The organism is Rheinheimera tilapiae, assembly GCF_042432165.1.
Lineage (GTDB): Bacteria > Pseudomonadota > Gammaproteobacteria > Enterobacterales > Alteromonadaceae > Pararheinheimera > Pararheinheimera tilapiae.
This window is the reverse complement of the sequence record NZ_JBHLXP010000004.1, coordinates 209,792-227,592: the sequence shown is the minus strand read 5'-3', so window position 1 is coordinate 227,592 and position 17,801 is coordinate 209,792. Positions and strand designations below refer to the sequence as shown.

At 50.2% G+C, this 17,801-nt stretch carries 13 protein-coding genes; 8 read left to right on the top strand and 5 right to left on the bottom strand.

From position 1 onward, the window contains the following. Window positions 1–1,879 (top strand): DNA helicase Rep (rep, locus tag ACFFJP_RS15870; RefSeq protein WP_377246279.1); only part of this gene is annotated, 1,879 nt, incomplete at its 5' end. Here the strand turns inward: rep and ACFFJP_RS15865 are convergent. After that, on the bottom strand, window positions 1,853–4,450 hold the full coding sequence (locus tag ACFFJP_RS15865) for a sensor domain-containing phosphodiesterase (protein ID WP_377246276.1): 2,598 nt from the start codon (window positions 4,448–4,450) through the stop codon (window positions 1,853–1,855). The two genes, rep and ACFFJP_RS15865, sit on opposite strands and share 27 nt — an antisense overlap. A 279-nt stretch (window positions 4,451–4,729) precedes the next feature. Then, window positions 4,730–5,128 (bottom strand): c-type cytochrome, encoded by a 399-nt coding sequence (locus tag ACFFJP_RS15860; protein WP_377246274.1) that lies wholly within the window; start codon window positions 5,126–5,128, stop codon window positions 4,730–4,732. Between the two features lie 556 nt (window positions 5,129–5,684). Here ACFFJP_RS15860 and polA point away from each other — a divergent pair. Then, a complete protein-coding gene (polA, locus tag ACFFJP_RS15855; protein ID WP_377246271.1) occupies window positions 5,685–8,477 on the top strand; it encodes a DNA polymerase I in 2,793 nt (930 codons plus the stop codon). 753 nt (window positions 8,478–9,230) lie between these two features. Here the strand turns inward: polA and yihA are convergent. Continuing rightward, window positions 9,231–9,860, bottom strand: coding sequence for a ribosome biogenesis GTP-binding protein YihA/YsxC (gene yihA, locus ACFFJP_RS15850; RefSeq protein ID WP_377246267.1), 630 nt, complete (start codon window positions 9,858–9,860; stop codon window positions 9,231–9,233). A 171-nt stretch (window positions 9,861–10,031) separates the two neighbouring features. Between yihA and ACFFJP_RS15845 the strand changes: the two genes are divergently transcribed. From ACFFJP_RS15845 to ACFFJP_RS15835, 3 genes are all read left to right on the top strand, one after another. Then, on the top strand, window positions 10,032–10,658 hold the full coding sequence (locus tag ACFFJP_RS15845; RefSeq protein ID WP_377246264.1) for a c-type cytochrome: 627 nt from the start codon (window positions 10,032–10,034) through the stop codon (window positions 10,656–10,658). A gap of 696 nt (window positions 10,659–11,354) precedes the next feature. Continuing rightward, window positions 11,355–11,924, top strand: coding sequence for a Der GTPase-activating protein YihI (gene yihI / locus ACFFJP_RS15840; RefSeq protein WP_377246261.1), 570 nt, complete (start codon window positions 11,355–11,357; stop codon window positions 11,922–11,924). 6 nt (window positions 11,925–11,930) lie between these two features. Further along, window positions 11,931–12,401: a DUF2489 domain-containing protein gene (locus ACFFJP_RS15835; RefSeq protein WP_377246258.1), complete on the top strand. Its 471-nt coding sequence runs from the start codon at window positions 11,931–11,933 to the stop codon at window positions 12,399–12,401. Window positions 12,402–12,757: 356 nt separating this feature from the next. On the opposite strand, the gene ACFFJP_RS15830 is transcribed toward ACFFJP_RS15835, so the two are convergent. Next, window positions 12,758–14,038, bottom strand: a complete 1,281-nt coding sequence (locus tag ACFFJP_RS15830) for a metal-dependent hydrolase family protein (protein ID WP_377246254.1) — start codon at window positions 14,036–14,038, stop codon at window positions 12,758–12,760. 119 nt (window positions 14,039–14,157) lie between these two features. Here ACFFJP_RS15830 and hemN point away from each other — a divergent pair, with 119 nt between their 5' ends. Then, window positions 14,158–15,519 (top strand): oxygen-independent coproporphyrinogen III oxidase, encoded by a 1,362-nt coding sequence (hemN, locus tag ACFFJP_RS15825; RefSeq protein WP_377246251.1) that lies wholly within the window; start codon window positions 14,158–14,160, stop codon window positions 15,517–15,519. Window positions 15,520–15,540: 21 nt separating this feature from the next. Here hemN and ACFFJP_RS15820 read toward each other — a convergent pair whose 3' ends face one another. Further along, a complete protein-coding gene (locus ACFFJP_RS15820) occupies window positions 15,541–16,068 on the bottom strand; it encodes a DUF1285 domain-containing protein (protein ID WP_377246248.1) in 528 nt (175 codons plus the stop codon). Between the two features lie 83 nt (window positions 16,069–16,151). Between ACFFJP_RS15820 and ACFFJP_RS15815 the strand changes: the two genes are divergently transcribed. Continuing rightward, a complete protein-coding gene (locus ACFFJP_RS15815) occupies window positions 16,152–17,000 on the top strand; it encodes a mechanosensitive ion channel domain-containing protein (RefSeq protein WP_377246245.1) in 849 nt (282 codons plus the stop codon). Then, window positions 16,997–17,737 (top strand): DUF481 domain-containing protein, encoded by a 741-nt coding sequence (locus ACFFJP_RS15810; RefSeq protein WP_377246242.1) that lies wholly within the window; start codon window positions 16,997–16,999, stop codon window positions 17,735–17,737. Before ACFFJP_RS15815 ends, ACFFJP_RS15810 begins: the two co-directional genes overlap by 4 nt. Window positions 17,738–17,801 lie beyond the last annotated feature (64 nt).

Here is a 17,801-nt window from a genome sequence, read left to right as displayed (position 1 = left end):
GGCCCGGCATATCGCGGCGGTTACATTTACCAATAAAGCCGCCCGCGAGATGAAAGAGCGGATTGGGCATACGCTCGATCGGACCAAATTACGCGGCCTGACCGTATCGACCTTCCACACGCTGGGCCTTGAGATCATCAAAAAAGAACATAAAGCCATTGGTTATAAAGCCAATTTCACTTTGTTCGATGATCAGGACAGCATGGCACTGCTGAAAGAACTGACAGAAAACGAACTACTCGGCGACAAAGATTTACTGCGCGCCCTGCAAAGTAAAATCTCCAGCTGGAAGAACGATTTAATGCTGCCGCAGCAAGCGCTGGCCCGCGCAACCGATGCCCAATCAATTAGTTTTGCCAACATTTATGCGCAATATGCCCAGCAACTGCGCGCTTACAACGCACTGGATTTTGACGACCTGATTATGGTGCCGACGTTGTTGTTTGCGTCAAATCCCGAAGTACGGACACGCTGGCAACAGAAGATCCACTATTTACTGGTCGACGAATATCAGGACACCAATACCAGTCAGTACGAACTGGTGAAATGGCTGGTGGGCGAACGTCAGCGCTTTACCGTGGTGGGTGACGATGACCAGTCGATTTACTCCTGGCGCGGCGCCAAACCGCAGAATCTGGTGTTACTTGGCAAAGACTTCCCCAATCTGCGGGTGATTAAACTGGAGCAGAATTATCGGTCCTGCGAGCGCATTCTGAAGGCCGCTAATATTTTGATTGCCAACAACCCGCATGAATATGACAAAGCGCTGTTCAGTGAATTGGGTTATGGCGTGCCGCTGAAAGTATTACCAACGCGCAACGAAGAAGACGAAGCGGAAAAAGTGGTGGCCGAAATCATTTCACACCGTTTTTTAAACCGCAGCCAGTACCGTGACTATGCCATTTTGTATCGCGGCAACCATCAGGCCCGTGTGTTCGAAAAAGCGCTGATGACCAACCGCATCCCATACAAGATTTCCGGTGGTACGTCGTTTTTTTCCCGTAGTGAAATCAAAGACATCATGGCTTACCTGCGCCTGCTGGTGAATCAGGATGACGACAATGCGCTGCTGCGGATCATCAACACCCCCAAACGCGAAATTGGCGCGGCAACGCTGGAGAAAATCGGTAGCCTTGCCAATCAACTGCATATCAGCTTGTTTGACGCCTGCTGTGCACCGGAACTGTCGGACGAGCTGTCCGCGAAAAGCCTCGCTTGTGTGCGCCATTTTGCTAACTGGATAGTCGCGCTGGCTGATAACGCGGTCCGGGCTGAGCCGGCGGAAGCGGTACGGGATTTGATCCGCCAAAGTCAGTACGAAGCTTATTTATTTGAAACCAGTGCCAGTACCAAAGCTGCAGAAATGGCATTGAAAAACGTCAACGAGCTGTTTCGCTGGATCACCGAGATGCTCAAAGGCGATGAAGAACACGAGCCGATGACGCTCGCCGAAGTTGTGACCAAACTGACACTACGCGACATGATGGAGCGGCAGGAACAGCAGGATGACGCCGATCAGGTGCAGCTGCTGACGTTGCATGCCTCCAAAGGTCTGGAATTTCCTTATGTCTTTATGGTTGGCATGGAAGAGGGCATTTTGCCGCACCAGACCAGCATTGACGAAGATAATGTCGAGGAAGAACGCCGGTTGGCTTATGTGGGTATCACCCGTGCCCAACGTGAACTGATTTTTACCTATGCCCGCGAACGGCGGCAATATGGTGAAGTGATCAAACCAGAACCAAGCCGGTTTCTCGATGAGTTACCGCAGGATGATTTGGAATGGGCGAAAGCGGCACCCGTGAAAACAGAGGAACAGCGCCAGCAAACCGGCCTGGCGCATCTGGACCGGTTACGCCAGCTGCTGAAGAAAGACTGATTCTTCCTGCTGCGAAGGCTGTAACTGTTTTACCAACTGGCCTTGCAGGTAACAACAACCGGCATTGACTAACAGTTCACGCACAGCGTGATCATCAATGCCGTCAGCAATCATGCGGAATTTGTAGTTTTGCGCCAAAGTGATCAGCAGATCCAGCAACTGACGTTTCTGTGTCTGGCGCAGCAGACTACGACAAAAACTGGCTTCTAAGCGGACAAAATCAAACGGATAACCGGTCAGCAAACCAAGCGGCATCATATCGGCACCGAAGTTTTCTAACGTCAGCCGCACTCCTAACCGTTTCAGATTATGCAAATAACTCAGCGCGGTATTATTCAGTTTCATCAGCTCATATTCGGCAAACCCCAGGCTCAACCGATGCAGAACCTGCGGTCGGGCCGCGAGCATTTTTTGCAAACGGTCAAACTGCACCGGATGAGTCAGGTGCTGTACACACAGTGGTAAACAAATCACTGCCGGTTGCGGCTGGCTACTGAGTAACTCCAGGATTTGCTGTAACAGTTGCAGTTCAATTTGAGCCAGCACACCCGCCTGTGCGGCTTGCTGACAAAAATCCTGCTGCCACCCTAACTGGGGGTGCTGCCATTGCATTCGGGCGGCGTAACCCAACGTATGATGTTTTTCACTGCAGATAATGGGGTCGTAGGCGACAGAAAACTGCTGTTCGTTTACAGCCTGATGCAGCGCCTGTTCTAATGACAACTCTTGCAATAATTGCTGGCGCATCGATTCGGTAAAAATCACGAAACGATTCCGGCCTAAAGATTTCGCCTGATACATCGCTGCATCTGCATCCCGCAGCATACCGTCGGCATTGGTGTAACTGGCATCATAATGCGCGATACCGATCGAGGCGCCCGAATACAAACTTTGTCCCTGTAATACCATCGGCTGACGCACCGCTTCGATGATGCGATCAGCGACATCTTCTGCATCCGCTTCTTGCTGTAACTGGGTCAGCAACACGACAAATTCATCGCCCCCCAGGCGTGCGACCAAATCATGCTCACGGACTGTCAGTAATAGACGTTTGCTGATCTCAATTAAGAAGGCGTCACCGGCATGGTGTCCCATCGTGTCGTTGATCAATTTAAACCGGTCTAAATCGATGAATAACAAAGCAAACTTGAGATTAGATTCGCGATTACGCAAAGCAAACTTTTGTTTTAACTGCAACATGAACATCTGCCGGTTGGCGAGACCGGTTAACGCATCATGATTGGCCTCATGGAATAACTTTTCTTCGGCTTTTTTCCGTTCTTCCACCTGCAGGCGCAAAAACAAATTGGTCTGGCGCAGTTCACGGGTGCGTTCAAAGATTTTACGTTCCAGATCTTCCTGATGCAGTTTTTGCTGTTCGGTGTTCAGACGGCGCTGAATTGCCACCGCGATATGTTGCGAGACAAAACGCAAAATATTCAGTTCGTTATCACCATAAATATAATCCTGATGATAGGACTGCACGGCGATCACACCTAAAGCCTGTTGTTCAATTAACAGCGGCGCCCCTAACCAGCTGGTGGCGTGAGGTAGCGGACTGCCACCGTTATCCTGCACCAGACGGATCACTTCGCCCTGCGCCACTAACAAGTCAGACAGCTCTTTGTTGATCAGTCGGGCTTCACCGACACGTAATACATATTCCGTGAAACCTTTGCGCAGCGGACGCTCCGTTGCAGGAGGGCTGTATTGATCCACAAAGAAGGGGAAACTCAGTGATTTACCGCTTTCATCCAGCAAGGCGATGTAGCAGTTATCGGCAGGCATCAGATCGCTCAGAATTTGGTGCACTTGCCGGTAAAAAGCCGTCATATCCGGCTCAGTAGCCGTCAGTTCGGAGATTTTATACAACGCTGCCTGCAGTTTTTCTGCATTGCTGCGTTCCCGGATCTCACGCTGCAATGACTGATTGGTATTTTGCAATTGGCGGGTACGCTCACGTACCGTTTGCTCCAGCAACTCGCGGCTTTTCACCCGATCGATGGCTGTCACAGTATGCATTGCAATTTCTGTTAGTAAATCAACGTCATGCTGTTCATAAAGCCGGCCATCTTCGTAGAGCTGCACGGCCATCACGCCGATCACTAAATGGCCACGGCGCAATGGCACGCCTAACCAATGGTGGCTGGGCGTGCCCTGCGATTCAATATCGCCGGCCGCAATCAATTGACGGAATTTATCAGCGTCACATAGCAGCGGCTGGCCGGTACGATAGACATAGCCGGTCATGCCTTTGGCAAAGTCGGCAGGGTCCAGCTGACCGGCATCCAGCGAATCCATTTCATCGGCGTAATATTCGACCTGAAACCGGCCACTGGGCTGGTCAACTAACACGACAAAGAAATTATCTGCAGCAAGATGTTGATTTACAAGGCTATGGATTTTTGGATAGAACTGAGCCATATCGGTCAGGGTGCTGGCCAGCTCTGACAAATCCAGCAACGCCTGCTGCACAGCGTAGGCAAGCTGGTATTTTTTTAACAGAGATGTCAGGCGACGAATTTGGCCGGAATGCTGCCGGTTCGATGCGCGTGGAGTTAATTCCTTCAACGGACGCTCTTTTTTCGTTATTGATCCGGTAGTCGGATCTTTATACAGAACCGGTCCTATTATGCACAAAGATTAAACAGAGGAAAGAGCGCACTGGCAATTTCCAGCTGGATTCTTAGACGTTTTTGTTATTGTTGAAGACATGTTTGCAATAACCAGTACTTGCGTAAACATAATGCAAATGACAGATCGGATCTGGCGCGGTAGGGCAGCCTGGATAGGCCTGATATTAGACGAAAAAAAACCGCCGGAAGGCGGTTTTTTTTAGTTACGGACGGCTTACAGACCTTCCGTCATGAATTTGATCGCATTAAGAATATCATCATCTGAACAATCACCGCAGGTACCGCGTGGTGGCATCGCACGGATCCCGTCAATCGCATGTTTGTGCAGCGTTTCCAGACCTTGCGCCAAGCGTGGTTTCCAGGCTGCCGCATCACCTTTTTTCGGAGCATCTAATGCGCCGGTGGCGTGACAGGCAAAACAAGCGGTCTGGTAGACCTGCTCACCAGTGCGTGGACCTGTTGGTTTCGCCGCTACCGGCTCTGAACCTGCCAGATACACCTGACCAACTGGGGCAATACGCGCTTTTAACTCTTCCAGGTTTTTGTCTTCCGCTGGTGTTTGCGCCAATACGGCAAAACTCAGCATGGCCACAGCAACAGTGATTTTTTTCATTGATCGGGGTCCCCGGGGATTAAATGCCTTACAAATTTCAGGGCATTATAGCGTTGCGCTGACAGATTGTGAAAGCCCTGCGACCGAACATCTGTCGCATCAGTGTGATCTATAACAAAAAACCGGATCAAGGGACGGATCTTTGCGGATCCTTAATCGAACACATCGAAAACCGACTAGCAAATCAAGCAAATTATTTTTGATTTTTCTGCTTTGCATTCGCTCTGGTTGTGGTAGTCTGTTTTCCCGTTGCCTGCTTTGTGTCTCGAATTTTGACACTAATACGTACCCAGTCAGCGAGGTGGAAAAATCTGTTTTCCACAATCAGGAAGTAAAGAATAATAACAAGGGTCCGGTTGTCTCCCCCTTAGTTTTTTCTTAAAAAACATCACTTTATCTTAACGCTGTCGATTTTTATCGTCGGTGCACATTCGCTTGTAAAAAATATTTTTCACAGACTTACTCACAAGATATCCACAAGAGCCTATTGGTGTTTTGACTGGTTGTCTGACAGCGCTTATGGCATTCTTGGCAAAATTTTCCCGGAGTCCCTGCTATGCCGCAGATCCCTGTTGATCCCCTGATCCTGGTCGATGGTTCTTCTTACCTATTTCGTGCATACCATTCGCCACCACATCTGACTAATTCGCGCGGCGAGGCCACCGGCGCCATTTATGGTGTCGTCAACATGTTGAAAAGTTTGCTGCGCCAGTACAACCCGACGCAAATGGTGGTGGTGTTTGACGCCAAAGGCCCAACCTTTCGCAATGAGATGTATGCAGATTACAAGGCACACCGGCCACCAATGCCGGATGACCTGCGCAACCAGATAGAACCGCTGCACCAAATCATCCAGGCTATGGGTTTGCCATTATTATGTATTTCCGGCGTGGAAGCCGATGACGTGATAGGCACGCTCGCTGCGACGGCCAGCGCGCAGGGCCGGCACGTGTTGATCTCTACCGGCGACAAAGATATGGCGCAGCTGGTCAACGCCCATGTCACGCTGATTAATACCATGACCGATACAATTTTGGATCCGGATGGCGTTAAAGAAAAGTTTGGCGTCGGACCGGAGCTCATCATCGATTTTCTCGCATTGATGGGCGACAAAGCTGACAATATTCCGGGCCTGCCTGGTGTCGGTGAAAAAACAGCACAAGCAATGTTGCAAGGCATTGGCTGCATTGCCGAACTCTACCGCCGGCTGGATGACATTGCCGCACTTGGTTTTCGCGGCAGTAAAACTATCGCCGAAAAAATGCGTGAACATCAGGCGCAACTTGAACTGTCTTATCAGCTCGCAACGATCAAAATCGACGTCGATTTGCCGCAGGCGTTCCACGAACTGCATGTGCAGCCTGCCAATCTGGCACTACTGGCCGAGCTGTTTGCCACCTGTGAATTTAAGCGTTGGCACAGCGAAATTCTGACCCAGCAAAAACATGCTGGAGCCGATGCTCCGGCTGTCGCTGCAGAAGCAAGCAGCGACAGCGCGGTAGTTGAAACAACAGCAGCCCCTATCTCTGCAATAGATCGCAGTCAGTACCAGACCATCCTGACCGATAGCGATTTCCATCAATTGCTGTCCACACTGAAAAATGCGGCTTTAGTTGCCTTCGATACTGAAACCACCAGTCTCGATTACATGCAAGCCGAACTAGTCGGGATGTCATTTGCCATCGCGCCGGGCCAGGCCTGGTATTTACCAGTCGGACATGATTATCTCGGCGCTCCGGAGCAGTTGTCGCGCGATGCGGTACTGGCCACGCTGAAAACCTGGCTGGAAGATCCGCAGGCAGCCAAGGTGGGCCAGAATCTGAAATATGATAAAAGCGTACTTGCCCGCTATGACATTGAGTTACATGGTATTTTGTTCGATACCATGCTCGAATCCTATACGCTGAACAGTGTCGCCGGCCGCCATGACATGGATAGTCTATCCGAGCGTCACTTGCAGCATCAGCCAATATCCTTTGAAGACATTGCCGGTAAAGGCAGTAAGCAGCTGACTTTTAATCAGATTGAACTGGAAAAAGCTGCTGAATATGCCGCCGAAGATGCGGACGTCACTTTGCAGCTGCATTTAGCCATGTGGCCGTTATTGCAGCAGGCTGAAGGCCCGGCGAAAGTATTCCGCGACATTGAGATGCCCCTGCTCAGCGTCTTATCGCGCATGGAACGCAACGGCGTACTGATTGACGCCGCTTTACTAGGTAAACAAAGTGAATTTCTGGCCGGGCGGATCAGTGAACTGGAGGTCCAGGCGCATCAGGCCGCCGGTAAAGTCTTTAACTTGTCATCGCCAAAACAATTGCAGGAAATTTTGTTTGAAGAACAAAAACTTCCGGTACTGAAAAAAACGCCAGGCGGCGTACCGTCGACTGCCGAAGATGTGTTGGTCGAACTGGCACAACAATATGAATTACCTCGGGTTATTATTCAGCACCGCAGTCTTATCAAATTGAAATCTACCTATACCGATAAATTGCCGCAAAGTATTAATCCGCAGACTGGACGGGTACACACGTCATATCATCAAGCGGTCGCGGCAACTGGTCGTTTGAGCTCAACCGAGCCGAATCTGCAGAATATTCCAATCCGTACCGAAGAAGGCCGCCGTATACGTCAGGCCTTTATCGCCCCGGCTGGCAAGAAAATTCTGGCAATCGACTATTCACAAATTGAACTGCGCATCATGGCACACCTGTCACAGGACAAAGCACTGCTGGATGCTTTTGCGCAGGGCCGCGATATCCACCGCGCAACCGCAGCGGAAGTATTTGGTGTGGGTCTGGATGAGGTAACGACTGAGCAACGTCGTCGCGCCAAAGCGGTGAACTTCGGTCTGATTTACGGTATGTCCGCGTTCGGCCTGGCCCAGCAACTCGATATCAGCCGCGGCGAAGCGCAGCATTATGTTGATACCTATTTTGCTCGTTTCCCCGGCGTACTGGATTATATGGAACGCACCCGCGAGCAGGCGCATGCACTGGGTTATGTCGAAACCTTGTTTGGCCGGCGTTTATATCTGCCGGAGATCCAAAGTAAAAATATGGGCCGGCGTAAAGGTGCAGAACGGGCAGCGATCAACGCTCCGATGCAAGGCACTGCCGCTGATATTATCAAACGCGCCATGCTCAGTGTGGACGCCTATCTGCAACAGCAGGATCCGGCAGAGATCATGATGATCATGCAAGTGCACGATGAACTGGTGTTTGAAGTCAGTGCGGCGACGCTCGCCGATCACCAGCGCCGACTTGTACAATTGATGCAAGACGCTGTTCAACTGGACGTGCCATTGCTGGCTGAAGCCGGCAATGGCGATAACTGGGATCAGGCGCATTAAAAACTTGGAAAATTTCAGTACTTTGCTGAACTTTCCTGTAAGACGCCACTCTGATTAACGGTGAACATGTCCCGTTCCTGGTACGACACCCATTTAGCCCTAGCGATTGCTGGGGCTTTTTTTTAACTGAAGTCGCTGAACCGCCAACCGCCAACGAAAAGTGTCAAACAAAACCAATGAAAACGCAGCCTGACGCTGGTTATCTGCCGCCACATTGTCTGACAACAGCTAAAAGGTTGTTTTATTACGTAAATTCAGAAAAAGACGAAAAAAAGAGCAATAATTGTAATTTTATTACGAAATACGCTTGCTTTTTAAACCGCCATGGGTAGAATCAAAGGCGTAGGGTACAGAGGTAAGATGTTCTATCTTTCGGTAGTTTCGAGCATTAGTGATTGATTCTACATAGAAAGTAGGCTTATTTAGCCGCCCCACTGCTTGCAGTGGGGCGTTTTTTTTTGTCTTTTTCTGAAAATTTATTAGATATTTTAGAGCAAATACTTCAAACAATAAAAATTTGCTGTATAATGGCTATGTCTTCTTCGTAAGACACCCTGTTGATTTGAAATTTATTAAATAGCTTCTCCCCGTTTGCTATGCCGGCTGTTCTCTGAACAGCCGGTTTTTTCTTTTTGGGCACACGAAAAGGCCGTCAGTACCGAATCGATCTGACGACAGCAATTTAGACAGGCATTTAAAGCAGAAGCATCAACCTAACGCCGGTTGATGCTATATACAGAAATAATCAGCGGGTTACGGTTCAGTGCTTTCCACCGGCTCATCACTGAACCAACGATCCAGCACTTGCTCCAGCTCTGTTAAACCAAATTTATTTAACGAACTGAACGCTTCCACCGTCACATCGCCCATGAACGCCATTGAGGCGTCCCGCACTTCTAATAACGTCTTTTTCCGTGGACCTGGGCTTAATTTGTCGGCCTTCGTTAACAGGATCAAGACTGACAAACCGGATTGCACTGCCCAATGTACCAGCTGTTGGTCCAAATCTTTCAGCGGGTGACGAATATCCATCAGCACCACAATGCCTTTCAGACTTTTCCGCTTGATCAGATACTCACTCAGCGACTTCTGCCATTTTTCTTTGACTTCCAGTGGGACTTTGGCAAATCCATACCCAGGCAAATCGATTAACCGTTTGTTGTCGGCCAAATGAAAAGTGTTGATCAGCTGGGTCCGGCCTGGTGTTTTACTGGTCCTGGCTAAACTATTTTGCCGGGTCAGCGTATTCAGTGCACTGGACTTCCCTGCATTTGATCGTCCTGCGAACGCCACCTCAATGCCAGAATCGTCCGGCAAGGCCCGAATATCGGGGGCACTGGTCAGAAATCGTGTTTGCTGGTAGTTAAAAATTGCTTTGTACACTTCATACTCCGGACTTAAATTTGGCTATAGTTTAGCGGAAATCAATAATCTGCATAAGTATTGGGATTTTCTAACTGCGGGTTTCGTGTAAAATAGGCATAAAAAATAGGGTTATTATCTTCTAAGCCTGCTGCAGTTGGGCAGGGTCACGCAGAACAGAGACAATTAAACATGAGAAAAATTGCAATTCCAGTCATGCTTTTATTAGGGTTGGCCGGCCAGGCTGCTGCGGTTGAAGGCAACGTTGAAGCAGGTAAAGCAAAATCTGCTACCTGTGCTGCTTGTCATGGACCAGATGGTAACAGCCCAACCGATATGTATCCGAAAATTGCCGGGCAACATGCCGGTTATATTTATAAACAATTGAAAGATTTTAAACAGGGCGCCGCGACGGGTGGCAAAGAAGGCCGTAGCAATGCAGTAATGGCCGGCATGGTCGCAGCATTGTCTGATCAAGATATGAAAGATCTGTCAGCCTATTTTGCATCACAAACGATGAAATCCGGCACAACGCCAGAAGACGTGGTAGAAGCCGGACAGAAATTGTTCCGCGCCGGTGACATGCAGCGCGGTATTCCAGCCTGTATCGCCTGCCATGGTCCGCGGGGCGTTGGTCACAGTCTGGCGGGATTCCCGAAAATCTCCTTCCAGCACGCCGCATACATCAAAACACAGCTTGAGAGTTTCCGTGCCGGCACGCGCGCAAATGATCTCAATGGCATGATGCGCGACACTGCACACAAGTTGACTGACAAAGACATTGAAGTGTTGTCAAAATATCTCGGCGGTCTGCATTAATTCCAGATGTTCTGCTACAAAAAAAACCGGAGCATGCTCCGGTTTTTTTGTATTCAGACAGTCGAAACCACGTGTTGTCTTAGTGCCTGAGGTACATTCCAGAGTCGGCCTGTGAGATATGTCTCACAGGAGGCGTAAGATATACGCCATAAACTTTGCAGAAAAAATGGAGGCGTCGTCGCAAAATCTGTGTCAAACATCTGAATTTATTTGACATTAATTATTGGTTCAGTTTTTTTCTGTTTTTTTTTTAAACACAGTCTTGCCATTCTGCCCAATCGGAGTAAATTAAACCCCGTTACTTTTGGTAACAGTTAGACAAAACGGAAGTTTTGCATGGAAAGCAGCTGTGCTTTAGTACATTTTAAATGGCATCATCACTGATGTCGGCGTTTTTAACGCGAGCCCCACGGAAGACGAAAAAAGTATTAGGACGATCGCGAATAACAATTTTTGCACGGAAGCGACGCAACAATATACGGAAACTGACCAGACAGGGTGTCTGCAACGGTTAGGACGACATAACAAAATTCAGTGCTGCTTGCACAACTTTTCAGACGGCGATGGCTTTAAGTTATCGCCGTTTTGTTTTTTTACGGTCTGATTTGCAATGTTCCCGCCGAGATCACCGATAAAGCCATAGGCTTTGTGACAAAAACTGGTTAAAATACGCGCCCTTTTCTACAGGTACACACCATGACACGCATCAAAAAGTCCCGCACCAGCGGTCAGATTGGCAATCGCCACAAACCCGCAGCCGAAGCACGGCAAACGCGCGAGCGTCCGGTCGAGACCAAGAAAAAAGGTGCTGGTTTAAAATCCGGTAGCCGCAATGCCCCGCAGCCGGAGAAATCACAACAAAGCGGTCCGGCAAATAAAGATCCGCGCCATGGCAGCAAAAAGCCTATCGAGCTGCATGTGAATGAAGCCGAACAAAAACTGCTACAACAAACGCCAGATTTCAAACCCAAAGCCCAACTGGCTAAAGTCAAAGTCATTGCGTTGCCACCGGAACAGGAACTCGCGGCACTGGAGCAGGATGAAAAACTGCTGGACCTGGTGGAACGCGTCGAAAATGGCGAAATTCTGACTGGGAAAGATGCCAAATACTTCAATGCCAAAACCGCTCGTCATGCCGAATTACTGACGTTGCTGGGTCTGGATGAAGACGAAGAATCCGACGAGACTGATACTGCTGAAGAAGATGCGGATCCACTGGCAGAGTTTGAGCGTACTGATTGGCGTAAAGATTTACTGGGCGAGTAACATAAAATGACTATCTGGTGGGGTTTGCTGGGCCTCGGTGTGCTGATTGTCAGCGCACTGGCGTTTTATCTCGGACGTTTATTGTCGCAACTGCAAAAACAAAAATTGCAGCAGCAGCAAGCCAAGGCAGAGCAGCAACGCAAACAAGCGGAACATCAGCAGTATCTGCTCGACAGTATTGTATTGATTGGCCAGGCCACGCTGGAAGATCAATGCGAACTGTCTGAAGCCGGTTTGCGAATCTGGGTGTTGCTGGAGAATCTGCAGCCTGAGCTGGCCCAAGCCTGCCGTTACCCCGGATTATTTGCGATGTATGACTGCGTCAAGGCGATGCCAACGCACGAAGCCCGCAAGGAACTCGACAAAAAGGAACTGCGCCATCTTGATCATCTCCGCCAGCAAACGGAGATCCAACTGGCTGATTCGATCAAACAGGATATCCGCCAGCTACTGGAAATACTAAAGCCAGTGCACTAAGACATCAGCCGCAATTCTGCGGCTTTTTGTTGCCTGATGTTCTAACTGATGCCTGAAAAACTGAAAGTCGTCCGCACGCAACGCATTGAACACAAAGCCCACAGCTCACCGATCTGCTATCTGTAGCCCCACTGGATTAATTGTTTATTTTCCACACAGCGCCTGGTATGACTACTGCTGCAGCACCAGGCTAAAGAGCAGCAGCCGACACCTGTCTCTCACCGTCGAAAAGGAACTACGATGAAATCTCCATGGCTTGCCGCGGTGCTCTGCCTGTCGTTTGCTTCAACGGTAGTCGCTGATGCTGGATATAAAAAAAGCCGCAATACTGCGGCTTTATTACTTTTTACCACTTGTTAATGTTTATAGACTTTACCGGCTTTCATCACAAAACTGACTTTGCCCATCACACTGATGTCCTGCAGCGGATTGCCAGGCACGGCGATGATATCTGCCATTTTACCGGCTTTCAGACTACCGAGACTTTGTTCCATTTGTAGCAAGCGCGCGCCTTCGATGGTCGCACTCAGAATCGCCTGATGCGCGGACATGCCGCCTTCGGTCATATAAACAAATTCGCGCCAGTTATCACCGTGCATGCCAACACCGGCATCAGTACCAAAGGCGATTTTGACACCGGCCTTCTGCGCTTTGGTGAAAGTCGCCTGGATCAAAGGCCCGATAGTCGCCGCTTTTAACCGCACCATTTCCGGGAAATAACCCGGCTCTTTGGCTTTTTCGGCGACAAACTTACCGGCGCTGATCGTCGGCACAAAATAGGTCCCGTGCTGTTTCATCAGCTTGATGGTGTTGTCATCCATAAAAGTGCCATGCTCAATAGAACTGACACCTGCTTTTATCGCCCGCTCCATGCCCTCTTTACCGTGCGCGTGCACCGCTACCGTGAAACCATAATCTTTCGCGGTGCTGACAATAGCCGCCAGCTCTTCGTCGCTGAACTGTGCGTTCATACCGCTTTTCGCCACGCTGAGCACGCCACCAGTCGCGGTGATTTTAATCAGGTCGGCGCCTTCTTTATAGCGTTGCCGGACGGCTTTGCGCGCATCATCCGGACCATTGATCACACCATCGTCCGGACCAGGGTCGCCCATCCGCAAGTAAGCCACGCCATTGGTCGGATCGGCATGTCCACCAGTCGTGGCAATAGATTTGCCTGCAGTGAATATACGTGGACCTTTGGCATAACCAGCATTGATGGCTTTACGCAATGCAGTGCTGATCAGGTGGCTGTCGCCTAATTCCCGCACTGTGGTAAAACCGGCCAGCAGTGTTTTTTCGGCATAAGTCGCGCCGCGTAACGCTACGTCCGCTTCATTCATCGTGAAGCCTTCGCTATAGGCACCCGGGCTACTTTGGTAGGAAAAATGCGTATGCATATCCATCAGGCCCGGCAGTACGGTTTGTTTGGACAAATCAATCAGGGTGTCTGTGGCTGCAGGTTGGCGAAAACCGGCTTCGATGGCTTTGATCTGGTCGTTTTCGATGACCAGCGTTTGTTTTTGCAGAATTTGGTCGCCTTCCGCTGTGATCACAGTGCCGGCGTGGATCAAAGTTGCCGCCTGGCCCGCCAGCGGTAACAGTCCGGCCAGCAGCATTGCAGTGGTTATTTTGTTCATTGTTGTTCCCGGGTTATGAGGCGACGCCTCTTATTGAAAGTCCAATCTGTTGTGTTGGATCAATATGCACTTCAACACAGTCTTTATACTGACGCCATTTCCCCTGTGGCAGATGCGATATGATGACGACATTCCGGGACGAAGCCCTGATCAAAAAGTACAACGTCAAAGGCCCCCGTTACACCTCTTACCCCACGGCCTTGTTGCTGCGTAGCGGCTTTGCGCCGGAGCGTGCGTTACAGGCGCTGGCAGACACCGGTCCGGCGCTGAGCCTCTATCTGCACGTGCCATTTTGTCGGGAGCTTTGTTATTACTGCGGTTGTAACAAAGTGATCAGTCGCGATCAAAGCAAAGCCGACCGCTACCTCGATGCTCTCGCCACCGAGATGGCCTTGTATCAACCGGCCTGTGCGGCAAAACAAGTGCACCAGCTGCATTTCGGCGGCGGTACCCCAACTTATCTGGATGAAGCGCAACTGCGCCGGCTGATGCAGTTGCTGCGTCAGCATTTCCAGTTCCTGCCAGAGGCTGAGCTTAGCATCGAAATTGATCCACGCAGTTGTGATGTCGACAAGCTCAGATTGTTACGGGAACTGGGCTTTAGCCGCGTCAGTTTTGGCGTGCAGGATTTTGATCTGCAAGTGCAACAGACAATTAACCGTATTCAGCCCTACAGCATGGTTGAAACGCTGGTTAATGCGGCCCGTGAGCTGCAATTCTGCTCAGTGAATCTGGATCTTGTTTACGGGTTGCCACATCAGGCAGCTGAGACTTTCAGCCAAACGCTGGCACAAGTAGTCACTTTAGATCCGGACCGCATCTCGTTATTCAGCTACGCGCATTTGCCGGAACGATTCGCCGCACAGCGCAAAATCCCCGATGCCGCTTTGCCCGGCGCCACCGAAAAACTCGGGTTACTGGCGCTGGCGATGGACCATCTGCAACAAGCCGGTTTTGTCGCCATCGGTATGGACCATTTTGCCAAAACAACAGACCCACTGACCCAAGCACAACAGGCGCATCAGTTGACCCGTAATTTCCAGGGTTACAGCGTAGATGCCTGCGATGCCTTGCTTGGCCTTGGTGTATCGGCGATTAGTCAGGTCGGCAATGTGATCTGGCAACAACAAAAAGAGCTGAAAGGTTATTATCAGGCGCTGGAACAACAGCAAGTACTCGCCATTGATAAAGGCCTGACTTTAAGCCGGGATGACCAAATCCGGGCAGATTTAATAGCCCGCATCATGTGTAATTTTGTGTTGGATACTCAAGCTCTGGCGCAGCAATGGCAGATAAATTTTCAGGATTATTTCGCCGGGTCACTGGCCCAGCTGGCACCTTGTCTTGACGATGGCTTGGTGCGTTGGCAAGGCGATTTGCTGGAAGTGACAGAGCGTGGCCGGCCCTGGGTGCGGATCATCGCTGCGGCTTTTGATGCTTATTTGCTGGCGCAGCAGCACAGTTATTCCAAGGTTATTTAAACGCGCTTGAATACAACGGTTTCAGCCCAACCGAAACGGGTAAGTGCCACTATGCAGCCAGTACTGACACTGGCCATCAACGGTTTGTTCTTGCGCCTGCTCCGCCAGCCGGTAATACAAAGTCCGGCTGAATTTGGCGCGCAAGCCGCGTTTTAATTGCAGATAAGGCAGCAACTGGCCGTTGCCGGCTTCTGGTTGCAACAGCACCGGAAAGTCCGGCCCGGCGATAAAACTCTGCTGCAGATTGGTAGTCAGTTGCAGCCGGCCATCGTCCAGCCATACCGCGTCGACCAATAAAAATGGCGCATCGTCGACTTCGATCTGCACTTGCTCCGCCGGCGTCGTCAGCAGATATCGCCCGTCGACACAACTCAATACCGCCGCAAATAACCGCACCAGTTCTGGTCGCTGGATCGGGCTGCCATGGAAATACCAGCTGCCATCGCGATCAATGCGGATCGGCACAGGCCCGCAAAAAGCGGGTTGCCACTGCTCTAGCGGGTAGTCCGTCAGAGCACCAAGCTGCTGTTGTAATGCAAATAAGTCCATAAAAAATGCGTCTGCCAAACCAGGTCAATGATGTTAGCATATTGTACGCCCCCGCCGTGACAGACCCTCATGAGGATGCAGTTATGCAACAAGAAGTGCAGGTAATTACGCAGAGTTTAACTTTTCTGCAGAAGAATCAGGATTTGATCATCGGTTTCTGTCTGAAACTGCTGGTCGCCATTGTCATCTTTTATATTGGTCGCTGGGTGGCGCTTGGTGTATCGCGCCTGGTCGGCAAAGCGTTGCTGCTCCGCCATGTCGACCGTGCTGTCGTATCGTTTTTATCCAGTATTGTTTACGCGGCGGGGTTGATCGCAGTTACGCTGATGGCCTTGTCGCAATTAGGCATTCAGACTGCGTCGTTCCTCGCTATTCTCGGTGCCGCCGGTTTGGCAGTGGCACTGGCCCTGCAAGGGTCGCTGTCTAATTTTGCTTCTGGCGTGTTGATCATTGTGTTCCGGCCATTTAAATCCGGTGATTTGGTCGAAGTAGCGGGCATCAGCGGCGTAGTAGAGCGCATTGATATTTTCCAGACCATTTTTAAAACCGGTGACAATAAAAAAATCATCGTGCCAAATTCGCAAATTACCGGTGGGGCTATCATCAATTATTCCGCCGAAAAACGCCGCCGGATCGACCTGACCATCAGCATCAGCTACGACTCAGATCTGCGGGTTGCCAAACAAATCCTGCATGACATCCTGCAAGCCGACAGCCGCGTGCTCAAAGATCCGGCAGCTGTGATTGCCGTGGGTGCGTTGGCAGACTCTTCGGTCCAGTTGATCGTCCGGCCCTGGGTCGAAGCCACCGACTATTGGGCGGTGTACTGGGATTCGCTCGAAAAAATCAAATTACAGTTCGATGCCGCCGGTATCGAAATTCCTTTTCCACAAATGTCTTTGCATATGAAACCTCATAAGGATGAAGCATGAAATATCCGCTAATGCTGGCTGCGCTGGCAGCAACCTCTCTGTCCGTTCAGGCGGCTGATGACACCAAACTGGGCTGGAATACTTCGGCTGAATTAGGTGCGATCACCACGTCCGGCAATACCAAGGGCACCTCGGTGACCGGTAAAATCGACGCCAAACAAGAAATGGTGCAATGGAGCAATGAATATGTGCTCAGCGCCTTTTTTAAAGAAGATGAAAAAACTGATGTGAACGGCAACCGCTTCAGTGAAAAATCAGCCGAACGTTATTTTGCGTCGGGCAAAGCCGGTTACAAACTCGATACTGACCACGCCAAGCTGTTTATTTTCGGCTCACATACTGAAGATGACTTTGGCGCTTACACCAAGTACAGCCTGATCTCGGCCGGTTATGGCGACCGTTTATACCAAGGCGATGGCATCAGTATTGATGCCGAGATCGGTCCTGGTTATTACACCGGTAAAACCAGCGGTGATATCACAGAAAAAGGTGCACTGGTGCGTACTGCCGGCAGTCTGGACTGGGTGATCTCTGACAGTGCTACATTCCGCCAATTACTGAGCCTTGAAGCCGGTTCTGATAACAAAAGAACCCAGTCAGAAACTTCAGTCAGTGCCCGGATCAACGGCAGCATGCAAATGAAAGCGGCGTTTACCGTGATGCATGACTCCGAAGTCCCGGTCGGTAAAAAGAATACCGACACGCAGACTTCGTTGACGCTGGTATATTCCTTCTAAACATCTGTTCGCTTTTTATCAAGGCAAGACGCCGGCTATTGGCGTCTTGCCGTCCCTGATTTGC

Bases quoted from the DNA above. Each gene is read 5' to 3' on its own strand.
- yihI (WP_377246261.1), top strand. From the start codon at position 11,355: ATGACACGCATCAAAAAGTCCCGCACCAGCGGTCAGATTGGCAATCGC.
- ACFFJP_RS15860 (WP_377246274.1), bottom strand. From the start codon at position 5,128: ATGAAAAAAATCACTGTTGCTGTGGCCATGCTGAGTTTTGCCGTATTG.
- polA (WP_377246271.1), top strand. From the start codon at position 5,685: ATGCCGCAGATCCCTGTTGATCCCCTGATCCTGGTCGATGGTTCTTCT.
- ACFFJP_RS15820 (WP_377246248.1), bottom strand. From the start codon at position 16,068: ATGGACTTATTTGCATTACAACAGCAGCTTGGTGCTCTGACGGACTAC.
- ACFFJP_RS15815 (WP_377246245.1), top strand. From the start codon at position 16,152: ATGCAACAAGAAGTGCAGGTAATTACGCAGAGTTTAACTTTTCTGCAG.
- ACFFJP_RS15830 (WP_377246254.1), bottom strand. From the start codon at position 14,038: ATGAACAAAATAACCACTGCAATGCTGCTGGCCGGACTGTTACCGCTG.
- ACFFJP_RS15810 (WP_377246242.1), top strand. From the start codon at position 16,997: ATGAAATATCCGCTAATGCTGGCTGCGCTGGCAGCAACCTCTCTGTCC.
- hemN (WP_377246251.1), top strand. From the start codon at position 14,158: ATGATGACGACATTCCGGGACGAAGCCCTGATCAAAAAGTACAACGTC.
- ACFFJP_RS15845 (WP_377246264.1), top strand. From the start codon at position 10,032: ATGAGAAAAATTGCAATTCCAGTCATGCTTTTATTAGGGTTGGCCGGC.
- ACFFJP_RS15835 (WP_377246258.1), top strand. From the start codon at position 11,931: ATGACTATCTGGTGGGGTTTGCTGGGCCTCGGTGTGCTGATTGTCAGC.